General features: G+C 71.6%; 12 protein-coding genes and 1 pseudogene. 4 read left to right on the forward strand and 9 right to left on the reverse strand.

Annotated elements, in window-relative coordinates:
- Positions 1-60: 60 nt before the first annotated feature.
- A complete protein-coding gene (locus QTI17_RS27210) occupies positions 61-267 on the reverse strand; it encodes a hypothetical protein (protein ID WP_286536790.1) in 207 nt (68 codons plus the stop codon).
- Positions 268-392: 125 nt separating this feature from the next.
- Here QTI17_RS27210 and QTI17_RS27215 point away from each other — a divergent pair, with 125 nt between their 5' ends.
- Genes QTI17_RS27215 through QTI17_RS35095 form a run of 4 tightly spaced genes read left to right on the forward strand, consistent with a single transcriptional unit; the run spans position 393 to position 6,452 of the window.
- Positions 393-1,553 (forward strand): response regulator, encoded by a 1,161-nt coding sequence (locus QTI17_RS27215; protein WP_286536791.1) that lies wholly within the window; start codon positions 393-395, stop codon positions 1,551-1,553.
- Between the two features lie 5 nt (positions 1,554-1,558).
- Positions 1,559-5,998 (forward strand): response regulator, encoded by a 4,440-nt coding sequence (locus QTI17_RS27220; RefSeq protein ID WP_286536792.1) that lies wholly within the window; start codon positions 1,559-1,561, stop codon positions 5,996-5,998.
- Complete coding sequence (locus QTI17_RS27225) at positions 5,995-6,195, forward strand: SDR family NAD(P)-dependent oxidoreductase (RefSeq protein WP_286536793.1); 201 nt, start codon at positions 5,995-5,997, stop codon at positions 6,193-6,195. Before QTI17_RS27220 ends, QTI17_RS27225 begins: the two co-directional genes overlap by 4 nt.
- 17 nt (positions 6,196-6,212) lie before the next feature.
- The gene (locus QTI17_RS35095; RefSeq protein WP_353506731.1) at positions 6,213-6,452 is read left to right on the forward strand and encodes an SDR family oxidoreductase; all 240 of its coding nucleotides are present in this window, start codon (positions 6,213-6,215) and stop codon (positions 6,450-6,452) included.
- Here the strand turns inward: QTI17_RS35095 and QTI17_RS27235 are convergent.
- The 8 genes and pseudogenes from QTI17_RS27235 to QTI17_RS27270 form a co-directional block, all read right to left on the reverse strand.
- Positions 6,449-6,826, reverse strand: a complete 378-nt coding sequence (locus QTI17_RS27235) for a VOC family protein (RefSeq protein WP_286536794.1) — start codon at positions 6,824-6,826, stop codon at positions 6,449-6,451. The genes QTI17_RS35095 and QTI17_RS27235 overlap by 4 nt on opposite strands.
- A 25-nt stretch (positions 6,827-6,851) precedes the next feature.
- The gene (locus QTI17_RS27240; RefSeq protein ID WP_286536795.1) at positions 6,852-8,327 is read right to left on the reverse strand and encodes an SRPBCC family protein; all 1,476 of its coding nucleotides are present in this window, start codon (positions 8,325-8,327) and stop codon (positions 6,852-6,854) included.
- An 8-nt stretch (positions 8,328-8,335) separates the two neighbouring features.
- Positions 8,336-8,773, reverse strand: coding sequence for an SRPBCC family protein (locus QTI17_RS27245; protein WP_286536796.1), 438 nt, complete (start codon positions 8,771-8,773; stop codon positions 8,336-8,338).
- 3 nt (positions 8,774-8,776) lie between these two features.
- A complete protein-coding gene (locus tag QTI17_RS27250) occupies positions 8,777-10,465 on the reverse strand; it encodes a flotillin family protein (RefSeq protein ID WP_286536797.1) in 1,689 nt (562 codons plus the stop codon).
- 137 nt (positions 10,466-10,602) lie between these two features.
- Positions 10,603-11,433, reverse strand: coding sequence for a phosphoenolpyruvate hydrolase family protein (locus tag QTI17_RS27255; protein ID WP_286536798.1), 831 nt, complete (start codon positions 11,431-11,433; stop codon positions 10,603-10,605).
- A gap of 21 nt (positions 11,434-11,454) precedes the next feature.
- Complete coding sequence (locus tag QTI17_RS27260; protein WP_286536903.1) at positions 11,455-12,702, reverse strand: Tm-1-like ATP-binding domain-containing protein; 1,248 nt, start codon at positions 12,700-12,702, stop codon at positions 11,455-11,457.
- A 492-nt stretch (positions 12,703-13,194) separates the two neighbouring features.
- Positions 13,195-13,692, reverse strand: a pseudogene (locus QTI17_RS35100) (ABC transporter ATP-binding protein); the annotation flags it as partial.
- Positions 13,692-14,510: an ABC transporter ATP-binding protein gene (locus tag QTI17_RS27270; RefSeq protein ID WP_286536799.1), complete on the reverse strand. Its 819-nt coding sequence runs from the start codon at positions 14,508-14,510 to the stop codon at positions 13,692-13,694. The gene QTI17_RS27270 and the pseudogene QTI17_RS35100, both read right to left, overlap by 1 nt.
- Positions 14,511-14,513: the final 3 nt, after the last annotated feature.

Raw genomic sequence — 14,513 nt, forward strand, 5'->3', positions numbered from 1 at the left:
GCCCGCATCATCCCGGTTTCGAGGTCTTTTGTCTCGCCCCGCGCGCGGGCAGGCCCGCGCTCAGCGATCGCAGACGAACAGCACGCCGCTTTCGGCCGGCGCCTTGCCGACCACCCGCAGGCTCGTGCGGTCCTTCTGGCAGTACGCGGCCGCCTCGGCGGTGGTGGTGGCCCGCAGGACGCCGTCCTTCATGCGGACGACTTCGTTGGACGGCGCGCCGCAGCCCGCGAGCGCGATGGCGAAGGACAGGAGTGAAAGCCGGTTCATGAGGCCGACTTTAGCGCGACCGGACGCGCAACCGCGCCATGCACGCATCGGGCGCTGCCTCGACGAAGCGGGCGGATGCTGGCACCATGGGCGCGCATCGCCACTTCGCAGGAGCATCGAAGTCCATGACGGCCGATACGCTGATCGACAAGCCGACGATTCTGGTCGTCGACGACACACCCGACAACCTGGCGCTGATGTCCGAGCTGCTGCGCGACGAGTTCCGCGTCAAGGTCGCGAACAGCGGCGAGAAGGCCCTGCGTGTTCTGGAGGCAGCGCCGCTGCCCGACCTGGTGCTGCTCGACATCATGATGCCCGGCATGAGCGGCTACGACGTCTGCATCGCGATCAAGGCCTCGGCGCGCACCGAGCGGGTGCCGGTGATCTTCCTCAGCGCGCTCGACGGCGCCGACGACGAGCGGATGGGCCTCGAGCTCGGCGCGGTCGACTACATCACCAAGCCGATCAAGCCGGCCATCTGCCTGCAGCGGGTGCGCAACCAGCTGCAGCTCAAGGCCGCGGCGGACTTCCTGCACGATCGCAATGCCTACCTCGAGCAGGAGGTCGCCCGCCGCACGCGCGAACTGGCCGCCGTGCAGGACGTGACGATCACGATGATGGCCTCGCTCGCCGAGGCGCGCGACAACGAGACCGGCAACCACATCCGCCGCACCCAGCAGTACGTGAAGGCGCTGGCCGAGCAGCTGGCGGGGCATCCGCGCTTCGCGCACTACCTGTCGCCGCGCCAGATCGAGACGCTCTACAAGTCGGCGCCGCTGCACGACATCGGGAAGATCGGCATCCCCGACCGCATCCTGCTCCACCCCGGCCGGCTCACGCCGGAGGACTTCGAGGTCATGAAGACCCACACCACGATCGGCCGCGACGCGATCGCCGGCGCCGAGGCCCGGCTCGGCACGACGGTCGAGTTCCTGGTCTGCGCGAAGGAGATCGCCTATGGCCACCAGGAGAAATGGGACGGCAGCGGCTACCCGCAGGGCCTGCGGGGGGACGAGATCCCGATCTCGGCCCGGCTGATGGCGGTCGCGGACGTGTACGACGCGCTGATCAGCCGGCGCGTCTACAAGGAAGGCATGCCGCACGAGCAGGCGGTCGGGATCATGCGCGACGGCCGCGGCACGCATTTCGACCCCGATGTCGTCGATGCCTTCCTCGCCATCGCCGAGCAGTTCCGGACGATCGCCGAGCGCTTGCGCGACAGCGAGGCGGATCTCGCGGCCAAGGCGGCGCAGCTCGAGTCGATCGCCGAGACGATCCGGATCTGACCGGCATGCGGGAGGCGGCCGACGGATCGCGCGACAGCCGGTGGATGGGGGCGCTGCGGGAACGGCTCGAGCGCCGGTCGCTCGGCTTCCTGCTGGTGGTCTCGCTGCTGCCGCTGGCGGTGGCGGTGTTCGTCGTCGGCGCCTACGGGCTGTACGCGACCCGTTCGACGGCCGAGCGCCTCGACCACGTCTACCACGTCGACATGCAGGCCTCGATGGACGCCAAGGAGGGCCAGGTCCAGCTGGTGCGCCTGGGGCGGGCGCTGCGCCAGCTTGCGCTGGCGGCCGACCGCACGGGCCAGCAGAAGGCGCTCGGCCTGATGACCGAAGCGCAGACCGAGCTCGACAAGACCGTGGCCGACCTGCGGCGGCGAACACCGGGCCGCGAGGGTCTCGAACGGCTGCAGGCGTTCGACCGGCACTACCTTCTGTACCGCCACCAGCTCGACGACCTGCTGGTGCTGGTGCGCGAGGGGCGGTTCGTCGAGCTCGCCGAGGCCGTGCAGCGCGACGAACTGCTCGCCACCGCGGATGCGGCCGCGGCCGAGCTCGAGGGCGTCGCCGCGCTGAAGCAGGCCGACGCGGCGCAGCTGGCCACGCAGGCCAGCGAGCATGCCCGGCGCAGCACGCAGACCATCGTGCTGCTGGTCTTGTCGACCACGCTGCTCGGCATCGTGGCCGCGTGGCTGACCATCCGCTCGATCCGCCGTCCCGCGGCCCGGCTGCGCCACCATGTCGAGTCGCTGACGGCCGGCCGCTTCGATGCGGTGGTCCCCTACACCGGCTACGACAACGACGTCGGCGACCTGGCGCGCACGATCGACACGCTGCAGGCCGGCGCCCGCGAGATCGCCTGGCAGAGCCGCGTGAAGACCGAGGTCGCCGAGCTGTCGACGGCGCTGCAGACCGCGGGCGATCCGGCCGAGCTGGGCCGGCGATTCCTGTCGCGGGTCGCACCGGCGATGGGCGCCGGGCGGGCGAGCTTCTACCTGGCCGACGACGAGGCGGCCCGCCTGCAGCTGCTGGTCGGCTATGCGCTCGACCCGGACGCGCCCGCGCCGGCCACCATCCCCTTCGGCGCCGGCCTGGTCGGGCAATGTGCGCTCGAGCGCCGCATGCTGCGCATCGCCGACGCGCCGGCCGGCTACGCCCGCCTGGGCTCCAGCCTGGGGAGCGCCGACGCGCGCGCGCTGCTGCTGGTGCCGCTGCAGCGCGGCGATCGGCTGCTCGGCGTGCTCGAGTTCGCCGGCTTCGGCGCCTTCGACGGGCAAGCCCTCGCGCTGCTCGACGCGGCGCTGCCGACGCTCGCGATGAGCCTGGAGATCGCGCAGCGAAGCGCCAGTACCCGGCACCTGCTCGACGCGACCCGCGAGCAGGCGCTGCGCCTCGAGGCCCAGGCGGCCGAACTCGACGCCCAGCGCCGCCGCCTCGAGGCCACCGAAGCCTGGTACCGCGGCATCATCGAGTCGGCCCCCGACGGCATGCTGGTGATCGATGCCGACGGCCGGATCGCGATCGCCAACGCGCAGCTGGCGCGGATGTTCGGCTACCCGGACGGATCCCTGGTCGGCCAGCCGGTGGAAGTACTGGTTCCCGCGTCCTCGCGCCCAGTCCATGCCGGCCTGCGTGCCGGCTACCTGCGCGACGGACGGCCGCGCCAGATGGGCGGTGGCGAGGTCGACCTGCGCGGCCGGCGTGCCGATGGCAGCGAGTTCGCCGTCGAGATCAGCCTCGCGCAGCTGCCGGCCTCACCCGAGCGCACGGGCTTCGTCTGCGCATCGGTGCGTGACATCACCGAGCGCCGCCGCACCGAGGCGGTGCTGGCCGAGCAGCGCGTGGAGCTCCAGAACATCCTTGAGCGCAGCCCGATAGCGATCGCCTTTGCCACGGGTGGCCAGTTCCACTATGCCAACCCGAAGTTCCAGCAGGCCTTCGGCCTCGACAAGGGCGCCGACGGCGGCGACATCTACGCCGAGCGGGCCCAACGCGACGCCCTGCTCGAACGCATCGCCGCCGAAGGCTTCGTGCACGACATCGAGCTGCGCCTGCTGGCCGCGGGCGGTGCGCTGCGCGACTATCTCGCCACCTTCGTGCGCATGACCCACGAGGGCCGGGATGGCACGATGGGCTGGCTGATCGACATCACCGAGCGCAAGGCCGCCGAGACTGCGATGCGCGAGGCCAAGGAGATCGCCGAGGAAGCCACCCGGGCCAAGAGCGACTTCCTCGCCAACATGAGCCACGAGATCCGCACGCCGATGAACGCCATCATCGGCATGTCGCACCTGGCGCTGCAGACCGCGATGGAGCCGCGCCAGCGCAACTACGTCGAGAAGGTGCACCGCGCGGCGGAGAACCTGCTCGGCATCATCAACGACATCCTCGACTTCTCGAAGATCGAGGCCGGCAAGCTCAGCCTCGAGCGCACCGACTTCCGGCTCGAGGACGTGATGGACCAGCTGGCGAGCGTGGTCGGCATGAAGGCCGAGGACAAGGCGCTGGAGCTGTTGTTCACGATCGATCCCGAGGTGCCGACCGCACTGGTCGGCGACCCGCTGCGGCTCGGCCAGGTGCTGGTGAACCTGGCCAGCAATGCGGTCAAGTTCACCGAGCGCGGCGAGGTCGTCGTCGCGGTGCGCCTGGCCGCGCGCGAGGCCGACGGGGTCGAGCTGCACTTTGCGGTACGCGACACCGGCATCGGCATCGACGCCGCGCAGTGCGGCCAGCTGTTCCGGTCGTTCAGCCAGGCCGACAGCTCGATCACGCGCCGCTATGGCGGCACCGGCCTGGGCCTGGCGATCTGCAAGGACCTGGTCGCGCTGATGGACGGCCGCATCTGGGTCGACAGCACGCCGGGCGTTGGCTCCACCTTTCAGTTCCATGCCCGCTTCGGTGTCCAGGCCCGCCCGGCGCCGCGCCAGCCGGTGCGGCGCGAGCTGCTGCTCGGCGTGCGCGCCCTGGTGGTGGACGACAACGCCGCGGCGCGCGAGATCCTGGCCGGCATGGCGCAGCAGCATGGCCTGGAGGCCGACGTCGCCCGCGACGGCGAGCAGGCGCTCGAGATGGCGCGCTCGGGCCAGCAGCGCGGCCTGCCTTACGACGTCGTGCTGATGGACTGGAAGATGCCGGTGATGGACGGCGTCGAGACCGCCGCCCGCCTGCACGACCGGCTGCAGCACGACATGCCGTCGATCATCATGGTGACCGCCTTCGGCCGCGAGGACGCCCTCGCCGCCGCCGAGCAGCGCCGTGTCCGGCTCCAGTCGGTGCTGACCAAGCCGGTGACGGCCGCCGGCCTGCTGCGTGCGATCGCCGAGGCGCTGGGCCGCAGCGTCGCGCTCGACGAGGCGGTGGCCGAACCGGGCCACGACCACGAAGGCGCCCTGGCCGCGCTGCGTGGCGCCCGGGTGCTGCTGGTCGAGGACAACGACCTGAACCAGGAACTGGCCGGCGAGCTGCTGCAGCGGGCCGGGATCGCGTTCGCGGTGGCGGGCAACGGCCGCGAGGCGCTCGACCTGCTGGCTCGCGACGACCGCTTCGACGGCGTGCTGATGGACTGCCAGATGCCGGTGATGGACGGCTACGCGGCGACCCGGGCGATCCGCGCCGACCCGCGCTGGGCGCGGCTGCCCGTGATCGCGATGACCGCCAACGTGATGGAAGGCGCGAGCACGCGCGAACGCGCCGCCGGCATGGACGACCGCATCGCCAAGCCGCTGGATCTGCGGTCGATGTTCGTCACGATGGCGCGCTGGATCCGGCCGCGTAGCGGCGCGCCGGCGGCGCCGCCCACAGAGGCTGCGCCCATTCCGCCGTCCAGCCTGCCGGCGCTGGCCGGCATCGACGTCGACCGAGGCCTCGCCACCAGCGGCGGGGATCCGGGCCTGTACCGGCGGCTGCTGCGGCGCTTCGCCGCCGGCCAGGCGGACTTCGGCGACCGTTTCCGCGCCGCGCTCCAGTCCGCGGACCCGGAGGCCGCCACCCGCGCCGCCCACACCTTGAAGGCAACCGCCGGCAACATTGGCGCGCGGGACGTGCAGGCGGCCGCCGGCGCGCTCGAGCAGGCCAGCCTGGAAGGCCGGGACCCCGCAGTCCTGGCCCCGTGGCTGCACACGGTCGAGCAGGCGCTGGCGGGCGTGCTCGCGGGCCTGGCGGCCGCTGGCGAAGACAGCACCGGTGGGGCGGTGCCGGAGGCAGCGACCGCGACACCTGAACTGGCCGGCCTGGTGCGGCGGCTGCGCACGCTGCTGGAGGCCGACGACAGCGCGGCCGCCGAGTTGGCCGACCCGCTCGCCGCGCGCGCCCGCGGCACGCCGTGGGGGCCGGCCCTGCAGCGCGCCGCGCGCGCCGCCGCCGCCTTCGACTTCGACGCGGCGCTGGCGGCCCTGACCGAGATCGACGAGCGCCCGGCGCCGGGGTCCAATCAGACGGAGCGTGCAAGATGAGATTCAACGGCAAGACAGCGGTTGTCACGGGCGCGGCCTCGGGCATCGGCAGGGCGAGCGCGCTTCGCCTGGCCGCGGAAGGGGCGCAGGTCATCGCCGCCGACATCGATGCCGCCGGCGGCGAGGCGCTTACGGCACAGTCCGAAGGACGCATCGTCTTCAAGCGGACCGACGTGAACGCGATCTGCCCCGGCTGAAGGAACAGGTCAACGGCATGCTCGCCGGCATCGCCGACCGGGCCCAGCCGGTGGCACGGGGCGGGACGCCCGAGGACATCGCCGGCGCCGTGGCCTTTCTGGCCAGCGAGGATGCCGCGTTCGTCACGGGAACCCACCTGGTGGTGGATGGCGGCATCCTGGTCGGGCCCCGCCACAGCTGGGACCCTGCGACCCCGGGCATGTCCGACGCCATCCGCCAGTTGATCGCGGCGTCCGCGGGCGGCGGCAAGGCCTAGAGGGTCTCCGACGGATCGAAATCCAGCTCGACCTTGGCCCCGTTCGGGTCGTGGCAGAACAGCTGCCAGGTGCCCGCGCCGGCCTGCTGGCGCAGCTCGTAGGCAACGCCGCTCTGGTCGAAGCGCGCCTTGACCGCGCGCAGGTCCTGCGCCGTGAACGCCATGTGGTCGATGACGCCGGTGCGCTGGGCCGGCACCGGCCTGCCGAAGTACAGGTGCAGCACCGCCTGCGGCCCGTCGCCATAGAGCCAGGCGCCCGGAAAGCCCAGGTCCGGCCGGTGGCCGACGCGCAGCCCGAGCAGGCCGGTGTAGAAGGCCAGCGTCTGTTGCTCGTCCTCCGCGGTCACGGTGAAGTGGTTCATGCCGACGATCATCGCGTTGACTCCTTCGTTCGAGTGTTCAGGGCAGCAGCACCAGCGCGCCGATGCTGGCACGAGCTTCGAGCCGGGCGTGCGCCTCGGCCGCCGCGTCGAGCGGGAAGCGTTCGATCGGCGGCAGGCGGATCGCGCCGTCGGCGAGCGCCTGCCAGACCCGCTGCGCGCGCTCGGCGAGTTGGGCCTGAGTGGCCACGTAGTCGAACACCACCGGGCGCGAGAAGCTCAGCGACTTGGCCACCAGCGCATCCGGCGCCAGCGGCGCCAGCGGCCCGCTGGCCTGGCCGAGGCTGATCCAGTGCCCGCGGCGCGCCAGGGCCGCCAGGTTTTCGTCGCGGGCGGCGTCGCCCAGGCCGTCGATCACCACGTCGGCGCCGCCGCAGACACGCTGCACCGCTTCCGCGAAGCGGTAGTCGCGGGTCACGATCACATGCTCGCAGCCATGCTCGCGCGCCACCCGGGCCTTGTCCTCGCTCGACACCGTGCCGATCACCACGGCACCGAGACGGCGCGCCCAGGCGCAGACCAGCAGGCCGACCCCACCGGCCGCCGCGTGCACCAGCAGCCGGGTGCCGCGCTGCACATGGCCGAGGTCGTGCAGCAGGTAGTCGGCCGTGATGCCCTTCAGGAGCAGGGCAGCCGCCGTCTCGTCCTCGATCTCTGGCGGCAGCCGCACCACCCAGTCGGCCGGCACGCTGCGCACGCCGCAGTAGGCGCCCGGCACCGGACCGAGGTAGGCGACGCGGTCCCCGGGCAGGAAGCCGGAGACCTGCGGGCCGACATCGAGCACGCCGCCCGCGGCCTCCATGCCCGGCACGCCCGGCGCGCCCTCGGACACCGGGAACATCGTAGGCACCCAGCCGCGCCGCAGGTAGACATCGATGAAATTGACGCCGACCGCACGCTGGCGGATGCGCACTTCGCCGGCGCCGGGCGCAGCGGCCTCGGCGTTCTGCGGCCACAGCACATCAGGGCCGCCATGGCGCGCGACCCCGATGCGGCGAGTCGGCACCGGCAGCGCCGTCGGCATCGGGCCGGCGCCGCGCGAGCGTTGGTCCGCGCCGCCCCGCAGGTAGCGGCGCAGGTCCTCGAAGCCGGTCTCGTAGACGCCCTGCGCCACGGTGTCGCGCAGTTCGTGCTCCATGCCCGGCGGCGTCGCGAAGCTCGACGTCCAGTGCCAGAAGGTCCGGTTGCCATCGGTCACCGGCTTCAGCGTCACGGTCGCGACATAGCGCTGCAGCGGCAGGCTGGCCTCGACGATGCAGTAGGTGCTCTGGTGCTCGCGGTCGGACAAGGTCAGCAACTGCTCGCGGATGTGGTGGCCGTCCTTCAAGATGAAATTGCGCACGCAGCCGACCTGGTCGCTGCGCTCGCCGCCCTCGATGTGGCTGGATTCGATCGCGCTGTGCCACTGGTCATGGCTGTTGAAGTCGCGCAGCACGGCCCAGACGCGCTCGATGGGCGCATCGATGATCGCGGAGCGGACGACCTTCTGCAGCATGGCGCGTGTCAGCGCAGCGAGCGCCGCTTCAGGGCGTCGAAGCCGGCCTGGAACACGCCTTCGCCGATCGAACGAACCAGCTCGCCTTCGCGGCCGGGGTCGCAGTCGAACTCGGCGCTCCACTCGGCAAAGCAGCGCCCGCCATCGGTCACCGGCGTGAGCTTGAGCGTGGCGGTGTAGTTGGCGACGCCCATCGGGCTTTCGAGGATCTCGTAGGTGCAGCTGTAGTCGTAGTCGGAGAGCGCCAGCAGCCGCTCGCGGATCATGCCGCCGTCCTTCAGGTGGAAGTGCCGGATGCAGCCGACGCGGTCGGCCGGCTGGCCGTTCTCGATCCGGCTGTCGGCGATGGCCGGATGCCATTGCGGCATGCCGTTGAAGTCGCGCACCCGCGTCCAGACGCTGTCGGCGCTGGCATCGATCACGCTGGACACGTAGACGTTGACCATGCGCTATTCCTTCGGCGCGGCCGAGGGCAGGGCGGCGTGGGCGCCGCTGGCATCGCCGACCAGGCGCTGGATGTCGCCGCCCTCGATGCCGATCTCGCGCAGCAGCTGGTCGACCAGCGGCGCCTGGGCCCGGAAGCGCAGCGCCGAGTTGACCAGGCCGTCGGCGAAGCCGCCGCCTTCGCCATTGCGCACCCCATCGCCGCCCGAGCCGCCGAGCCCGTCGACATGCAGGATCTTGATGCCCTCGATGCGCTCCAGCGGCCGCACCGATTCGCGGATGATCGCCTCGGCCTTCTCGACCAGCTTCATGCGCAGCGCCGACATCCGCGCCTCGGGCGACAGCATGTTGTGCGACTCGTTCATCATGCGCGCCGCCTCGGCCTCGATCTCGGCGCGCACCCGCATCGCCATCGAGCGGATCTTGTCGGCGTCTGCATCGGCCTCGGCCTGGGCCCGCACCGCGGCGCCGCGGGCGGCGCTGGCATCGCTCTCGGCCTGCGCCGCCGAGGTCAGGCGCAGGGCGTCGCGTTCGGCCACCTGCTGGGCGCCGATCAGGTCGATCGCCTTCTTGCGCTCGGCCATCTCGACCTCGCGCGCGGTGAACACCTTTTCTTCGGCCGACACCGCCAGCGCCCGGGCGATCTCGGCCTCGGCCTGGGCCTCGCTCTGGGCCTTGCTCTCGCGCGCGACCGAGATCGCGCGCTGCTGCTCGGCCAGTTCGAGCGACATGCGCCGTTCGATCTCGGCGCCCTGGATCGCGCGCTCCTTGCCGATACGGTCTTCCTCCAGCGTCTGCTCGGAGCGGATGCGGGCCTGGTCGATGCTCTGCTTGGCCGCGATCTGCGCCGCTTCGGCATCCTGCTCGCGCTGGGCCCGCTCGGCCGACACCTCGGCGCGCTGGCGGGCGCGCGCGATCTCCAGCTCGCGCTGCTGCGCCAGGCGCGCATGCTCGCCCTCGCGGTCGATGTCGAGCGACAGCTTCTCGGCCTCGAGGTTCTTGTTGCGGATCGCGATCAGCGTGTCTTGTTCGACATCGTTGCGCTGCTTCTTGCGGTGCTCGATCTGCTCGGTGAGGCGGGTCAGGCCCTCGGCGTCGAAGGCATTGCTCGGGTTGAAGAACTCCATGCCGGTCTGGTCGAGCTGGGTCAGCGAGGCGGCCTCGAGCTCGAGGCCGTTCTTGGTCAGGTCTTCGGCGACCGCGTCGCGCACGCGCTTGACGTAGGCGCCGCGCCGCTCGTGCAGTTCCTCCATCGTCATCTCGGCCGCCGCGGTGCGCAGGGCGTCGACGAACTTGCCTTCGACCAGTTCGCGCAGCTGGTCGGGCTCCAGCGTGCGCAGGCCGAGCGTCTGCGCCGCCGCCGCCACCGCCTCCTCGCTGGTCGCCACGCGGACGTAGAACTCGGCCATGACGTCGACGCGCATGCGGTCCTTGGTGATCAGCGCCTTGTCGCGGCCGCGGCTGACCTCCAGCCGCAGCGTGTTCATGTTGACCGGGATCACGTCGTGCACGATCGGCAGCACGAAGGCGCCGCCGCCCAGCACCACCTTCTGGCCGCCAAGGCCGGTGCGCACGAAGGACCGCTCCTTGGAACTGCGCAGGTAGAGCCAGTGCAGCAGCCAGACCGCGATCGCCACGACGATCGCGACGACGATCAGCGCGAGGATGAAACTTCCGAATTGAGCGCCTGACATAAACCTGGTCTCCTTTTAATAAGTTGAGGACAGAGCAAAAACTGCTGCGCAGTTTCTTGGTCTGTCCCGCAAAGTCATCTGTCCAGTTGAGGCCAGCGCAAAAACTGCTGCGCAGTTTCTTGGTCTGTCCCGCAAAGTCATCTGGCTATCGCAACAAAGCGTCGCGTGGTCTCGGTAAGCGCCACCTCGGTCGGCAGCCGCTCCATCGAACTCGCGCCGTAGAAGCCGTGGCAGGCCGGGCAGCGCGCGAGCACGTACTGCGCGTCCTCGGGGGTGGCGATAGGCCCGCCGTGGCACAACACGATCACTTCGGGGTTGACCGCCTGCGCCGCCACCGCCCAGGCATTGATCCGCGGCACGCAGTCGGCCAGCGTGAGCGCGGTGCCGGCGCCGATCGCGCCACCGGTCGTGAGGCCGAGGTGGCACACCACGATGTCGGCACCGGCCGCCGCCATGGCCCGCGCATCGGCCTCGCAGAACACGTAGGGGGTGGTCAGCAGGTCGAGCGCCCGGGCGCGGGCGATCAACTCGACCTCGAGACCGTAGCCCATGCCGGTCTCTTCGAGGTTGGCCCGGAAGACGCCGTCGATCAGCCCGACGGTCGGGAAGTTCTGCACCCCCGAGAAGCCCAGCGACACCAGCCGGGCCAGGAACTCGTCGGGAATCATGAACGGGTCGGTGCCGTTCACACCGGCCAGCACGGGCGTGTGCCGGACCACCGGCAGCACCTCGCGCGCCATCTCGCAGACGATCTCGTTGGCGTTGCCGTAGGCCAGCAGCCCCGCCAGCGAGCCGCGCCCGGCCATGCGGTAGCGGCCCGAGTTGTAGATCACGATCAGGTCGATGCCGCCGGCTTCCTCGCACTTGGCCGACAGGCCGGTGCCGGCGCCGCCGCCGATGATCGGCCGGCCGGCCTCGATCTTGGCGCGCAGGCCGGCCAGCAGGGTCGAGCGGGAGATGCGGGGCATGAGCGGTTCCTCCTCGTGAGTTCAGGCGCGCCGGGCGTCGGCCGGCGTGCGCGACACCGCGTGCCAGGCCGCCACCAGGGCCTCGGCGAAGGCCTCGTCGTTGATGTGCAGCGGCAGGCGCTGCAGCTGGCGGTCGGGGCCGCTACGGAACGCCCGCTCGATGCTCGCGAACAGCTGTTGGTCGGCCTCGGGGTCGTGGAACGGCTGGCCGGGCCGGTCGATCGCCGACACGCCGCCCTCGGGGATCAGGAAGCGCACCGGCCCGCGCATCGCATTGAGCTTGGCGGCGATGAACTCGCCGATCGCGCGGCATTCTTCGGCCGAGGTCCGCATCAGGGTCACGGTCGGGTTGTGGCGGTAGAGCCGGCGGCCCTTGAAGCGCTCCGGCACCGTGTCCCAGGCGCCGAAGTTGACCATGTCGAGCGCTCCGCAGGAGCCGACGTAGGGCAGGGCATGGCGCGCGAAGACGTCGAGCCGGGTGGGGCCGGCCGACAGTACGCCGCCGACGATCTCGTCGGCGATCTCGGTGGTCGAGACATCGATCACGCCGGCGATCAGGCCCGACTCGGCCAGCTTCTCCATCGACTGCCCGCCGACCCCGGTGGCGTGAAACACCAGGCAGTCGTAGGCTTCTTCGAGGCGATGGGTCACGGCCTGCACGCAGGGCGTGGTGACGCCGAACATCGTCAGCCCGATCGCCGCCTTGGTCACGGTCGACTCGACCGGCGGATGCGCGATCATGCCGGCCAGCGCATGGGCCGCATTGGCCAGCACCCGCTCGCTGATGCGGTGGATGCCCTGCACGTCGGTGACCGAATACATCATGCAGATGTCGCTCGGGCCGACATAGGGACGGGTGTCGCCGCTGGCCATGGTCGAGACCATCATCTTCGGCACGCCGATCGGCAGTGCGCGCATGCCCTGGGTCGCCATCGAGGTGCCGCCGGAACCGCCGGCCGAGATGATGCCCCCCAGGTCGCGGCGGGTGGCGAGGAAGGCTTCGAAGGCCAGCGCCATCGCCGCGGTGGCGCTGCCCCGGTCGTTGCTGAACACCGCCGATTCGCCCTGCGGATGATGTCGCGCCACCTCGCGCGGATGCACGCTGGCGGGCGAGGGCTTGCCGGAGGTCGACAGGTCGACCGTGACCACGCGCAGGCCCAGCTTCTCGATGCACTGGCGCAGGAAGGACAGCTCGCGGCCCTTGGTGTCGAAGGTGCCCGCGACATAGGCCGAGCGTTCGCTGCTGGCCGCGACCGGGAACTCGAACACGCGCGGCGACGTGGCCGCCGGCTGCGGCGGGGCGGGTTCCGGCGCGGGCGCCACCAGGCGCACGATGTCGGCCACCGGCGCGGCGGTGCCGCCGGCGTTCCAGCGCGTGAAGCCGCGCACCGTGCTGGGCGCCAGGTCGTCGAGCGACGGGGCGCCGTCACCGTGGGCGCGGCGGACGGTGAAGACCTGGGTCGGCGGGGGACTGTCGTCAGCCGGGGCGGCCAGCGGGTCTTCGAAGTCGTCGCCCTCGCCGCCGGAGCGCACGCCGAGCAGCCGCTCCTGCAGTTCGCGGTCGGCCGCCAGCTCGGCCGCCGGCATCTCCCTGGTGATGCGGCCGTTGACCATCAGGCCGATGCGATCGGCCACCGAGATGGCGACGCCGAGGTTCTGCTCGATCAGCAGCACCGCGATGCGGCCCTCGGCCGCCAGCTCGCGCAGGGCCTGCGCCACCTGCTCGACGATCACCGGCGCCAGCCCTTCGGTCGGCTCGTCCATCACCAGCAGCTTCGGGTTCAGCAGCAGCGCGCGCCCGATCGCCAGCATCTGCTGCTCGCCGCCCGACAGTTGGGCGCCGCCATGGCCGCGCCGTTCGGCCAGCCGCGGGAACATGGCATAGACGCGGTCGACCTCGCGCCGGCGGCCGGCCACCAGGCGCAAGGTCTCGTCGACCGACAGCGACGGCCACACCCGGCGCCCCTGCGGCACGTAGGCGATGCCGCGCTTGGTGATCTCGTTGGGCGCCAGGCCGAGGATCTGCTCGCCGGCCAGGCGGATACTGCCGCGTGCCGGCACCAGCCCGGTGATCGCGTTGCACAGCGTGGTCTTGCCCATCCCGTTGCGCCCGACGATGCCCAGCACGCCGCGCTCCAGCGTCAAGGCGACACCCTGCAGCGCATGGGCGCGGCCGTAGTACACGTCGAGGCCGTCGATCGCCAGGGTCGGCCCGGTGCCGGCCGGGCCGGGATCCCGGCCGCTGCGAAACCATGCCATCAGTGCCTGCTCCCCATGTAGATCGCCTGCACCTGCGCATCGTTCTCGATCTCGGCCGGCGTCCCGGTGCGCAGCACCCGGCCGTTGTGCATCACGGTGACCCGGTCGACCACGCGCAGCGCGATGTCGAGGTCGTGCTCGATCAGCACGAAGCTCATGTGGGCCGGCAGCGAAGCCAGCAGGGCGACCAGTTCGCGCCGCTCGACCGGCGACAGCCCGGCCGCCGGCTCGTCGAACAGGATCAGGCGCGGCGCGCCGGCCAGTGCCATGCCGATCTCGAGCTGGCGCTGCTGCCCGTGGGCCAGGTTGGCCACGCGCTCGTCGGCGATGTGGCTCAGGCGCGCGCGGTCGAGCAGGTCGCGGGTGGCGCGGGTCGAGGCATGGCCGGCGCGCGCCCGCAGGAAGCTGAAGCGGCCGCTGGCCACGCCGCGCACCGCCAGGAACAGGTTGTCGCGGACCGTCAGGTCGCGAAACAGCAGCGAGGACTGGTAGGTGCGCCGCAGCCCCTTGCGGATGCGGTCCTGCGGCGCCAGCTCCGTGATGTCCTCGCCGAAGAAATGGATGCGTCCCGCGGTCGGCGGGAAGTCGCCGGTGACGGCGTTGAAGAGCGTGGTCTTGCCGGCCCCGTTGGAGCCGAGGATCGCGTACCTCTGCCCGGCCGCGACGGTCAACGACACGTCGTCGACCGCGCGCAGCGCACCGAAGGCACGCGTCACCCCGTCCAGCCGCAGCGCATCGCCGGAGAGCAGCTGCGCGGCGCCGCCGGCAGCCGCGCCGACGCGCGATGCGGCCGGCCTGAGCGGGGTGATCGTGGCCATGCC

The sequence above is a fragment of the Variovorax sp. J31P179 genome, from assembly GCF_030316985.1.
Lineage (GTDB): Bacteria > Pseudomonadota > Gammaproteobacteria > Burkholderiales > Burkholderiaceae_C > Variovorax > Variovorax ginsengisoli_B.

Excerpts from the sequence above, each read along its gene's own strand:
- QTI17_RS27210 (WP_286536790.1), bottom strand. The coding sequence starts at position 267 with ATGAACCGGCTTTCACTCCTGTCCTTCGCCATCGCGCTCGCGGGCTGC.
- QTI17_RS27215 (WP_286536791.1), top strand. The coding sequence starts at position 393 with ATGACGGCCGATACGCTGATCGACAAGCCGACGATTCTGGTCGTCGAC.
- QTI17_RS27220 (WP_286536792.1), top strand. The coding sequence starts at position 1,559 with ATGCGGGAGGCGGCCGACGGATCGCGCGACAGCCGGTGGATGGGGGCG.
- QTI17_RS27225 (WP_286536793.1), top strand. The coding sequence starts at position 5,995 with ATGAGATTCAACGGCAAGACAGCGGTTGTCACGGGCGCGGCCTCGGGC.
- QTI17_RS35095 (WP_353506731.1), top strand. The coding sequence starts at position 6,213 with ATGCTCGCCGGCATCGCCGACCGGGCCCAGCCGGTGGCACGGGGCGGG.
- QTI17_RS27235 (WP_286536794.1), bottom strand. The coding sequence starts at position 6,826 with ATGATCGTCGGCATGAACCACTTCACCGTGACCGCGGAGGACGAGCAA.
- QTI17_RS27240 (WP_286536795.1), bottom strand. The coding sequence starts at position 8,327 with ATGCTGCAGAAGGTCGTCCGCTCCGCGATCATCGATGCGCCCATCGAG.
- QTI17_RS27245 (WP_286536796.1), bottom strand. The coding sequence starts at position 8,773 with ATGGTCAACGTCTACGTGTCCAGCGTGATCGATGCCAGCGCCGACAGC.
- QTI17_RS27250 (WP_286536797.1), bottom strand. The coding sequence starts at position 10,465 with ATGTCAGGCGCTCAATTCGGAAGTTTCATCCTCGCGCTGATCGTCGTC.
- QTI17_RS27255 (WP_286536798.1), bottom strand. The coding sequence starts at position 11,433 with ATGCCCCGCATCTCCCGCTCGACCCTGCTGGCCGGCCTGCGCGCCAAG.
- QTI17_RS27270 (WP_286536799.1), bottom strand. The coding sequence starts at position 14,510 with ATGGCCACGATCACCCCGCTCAGGCCGGCCGCATCGCGCGTCGGCGCG.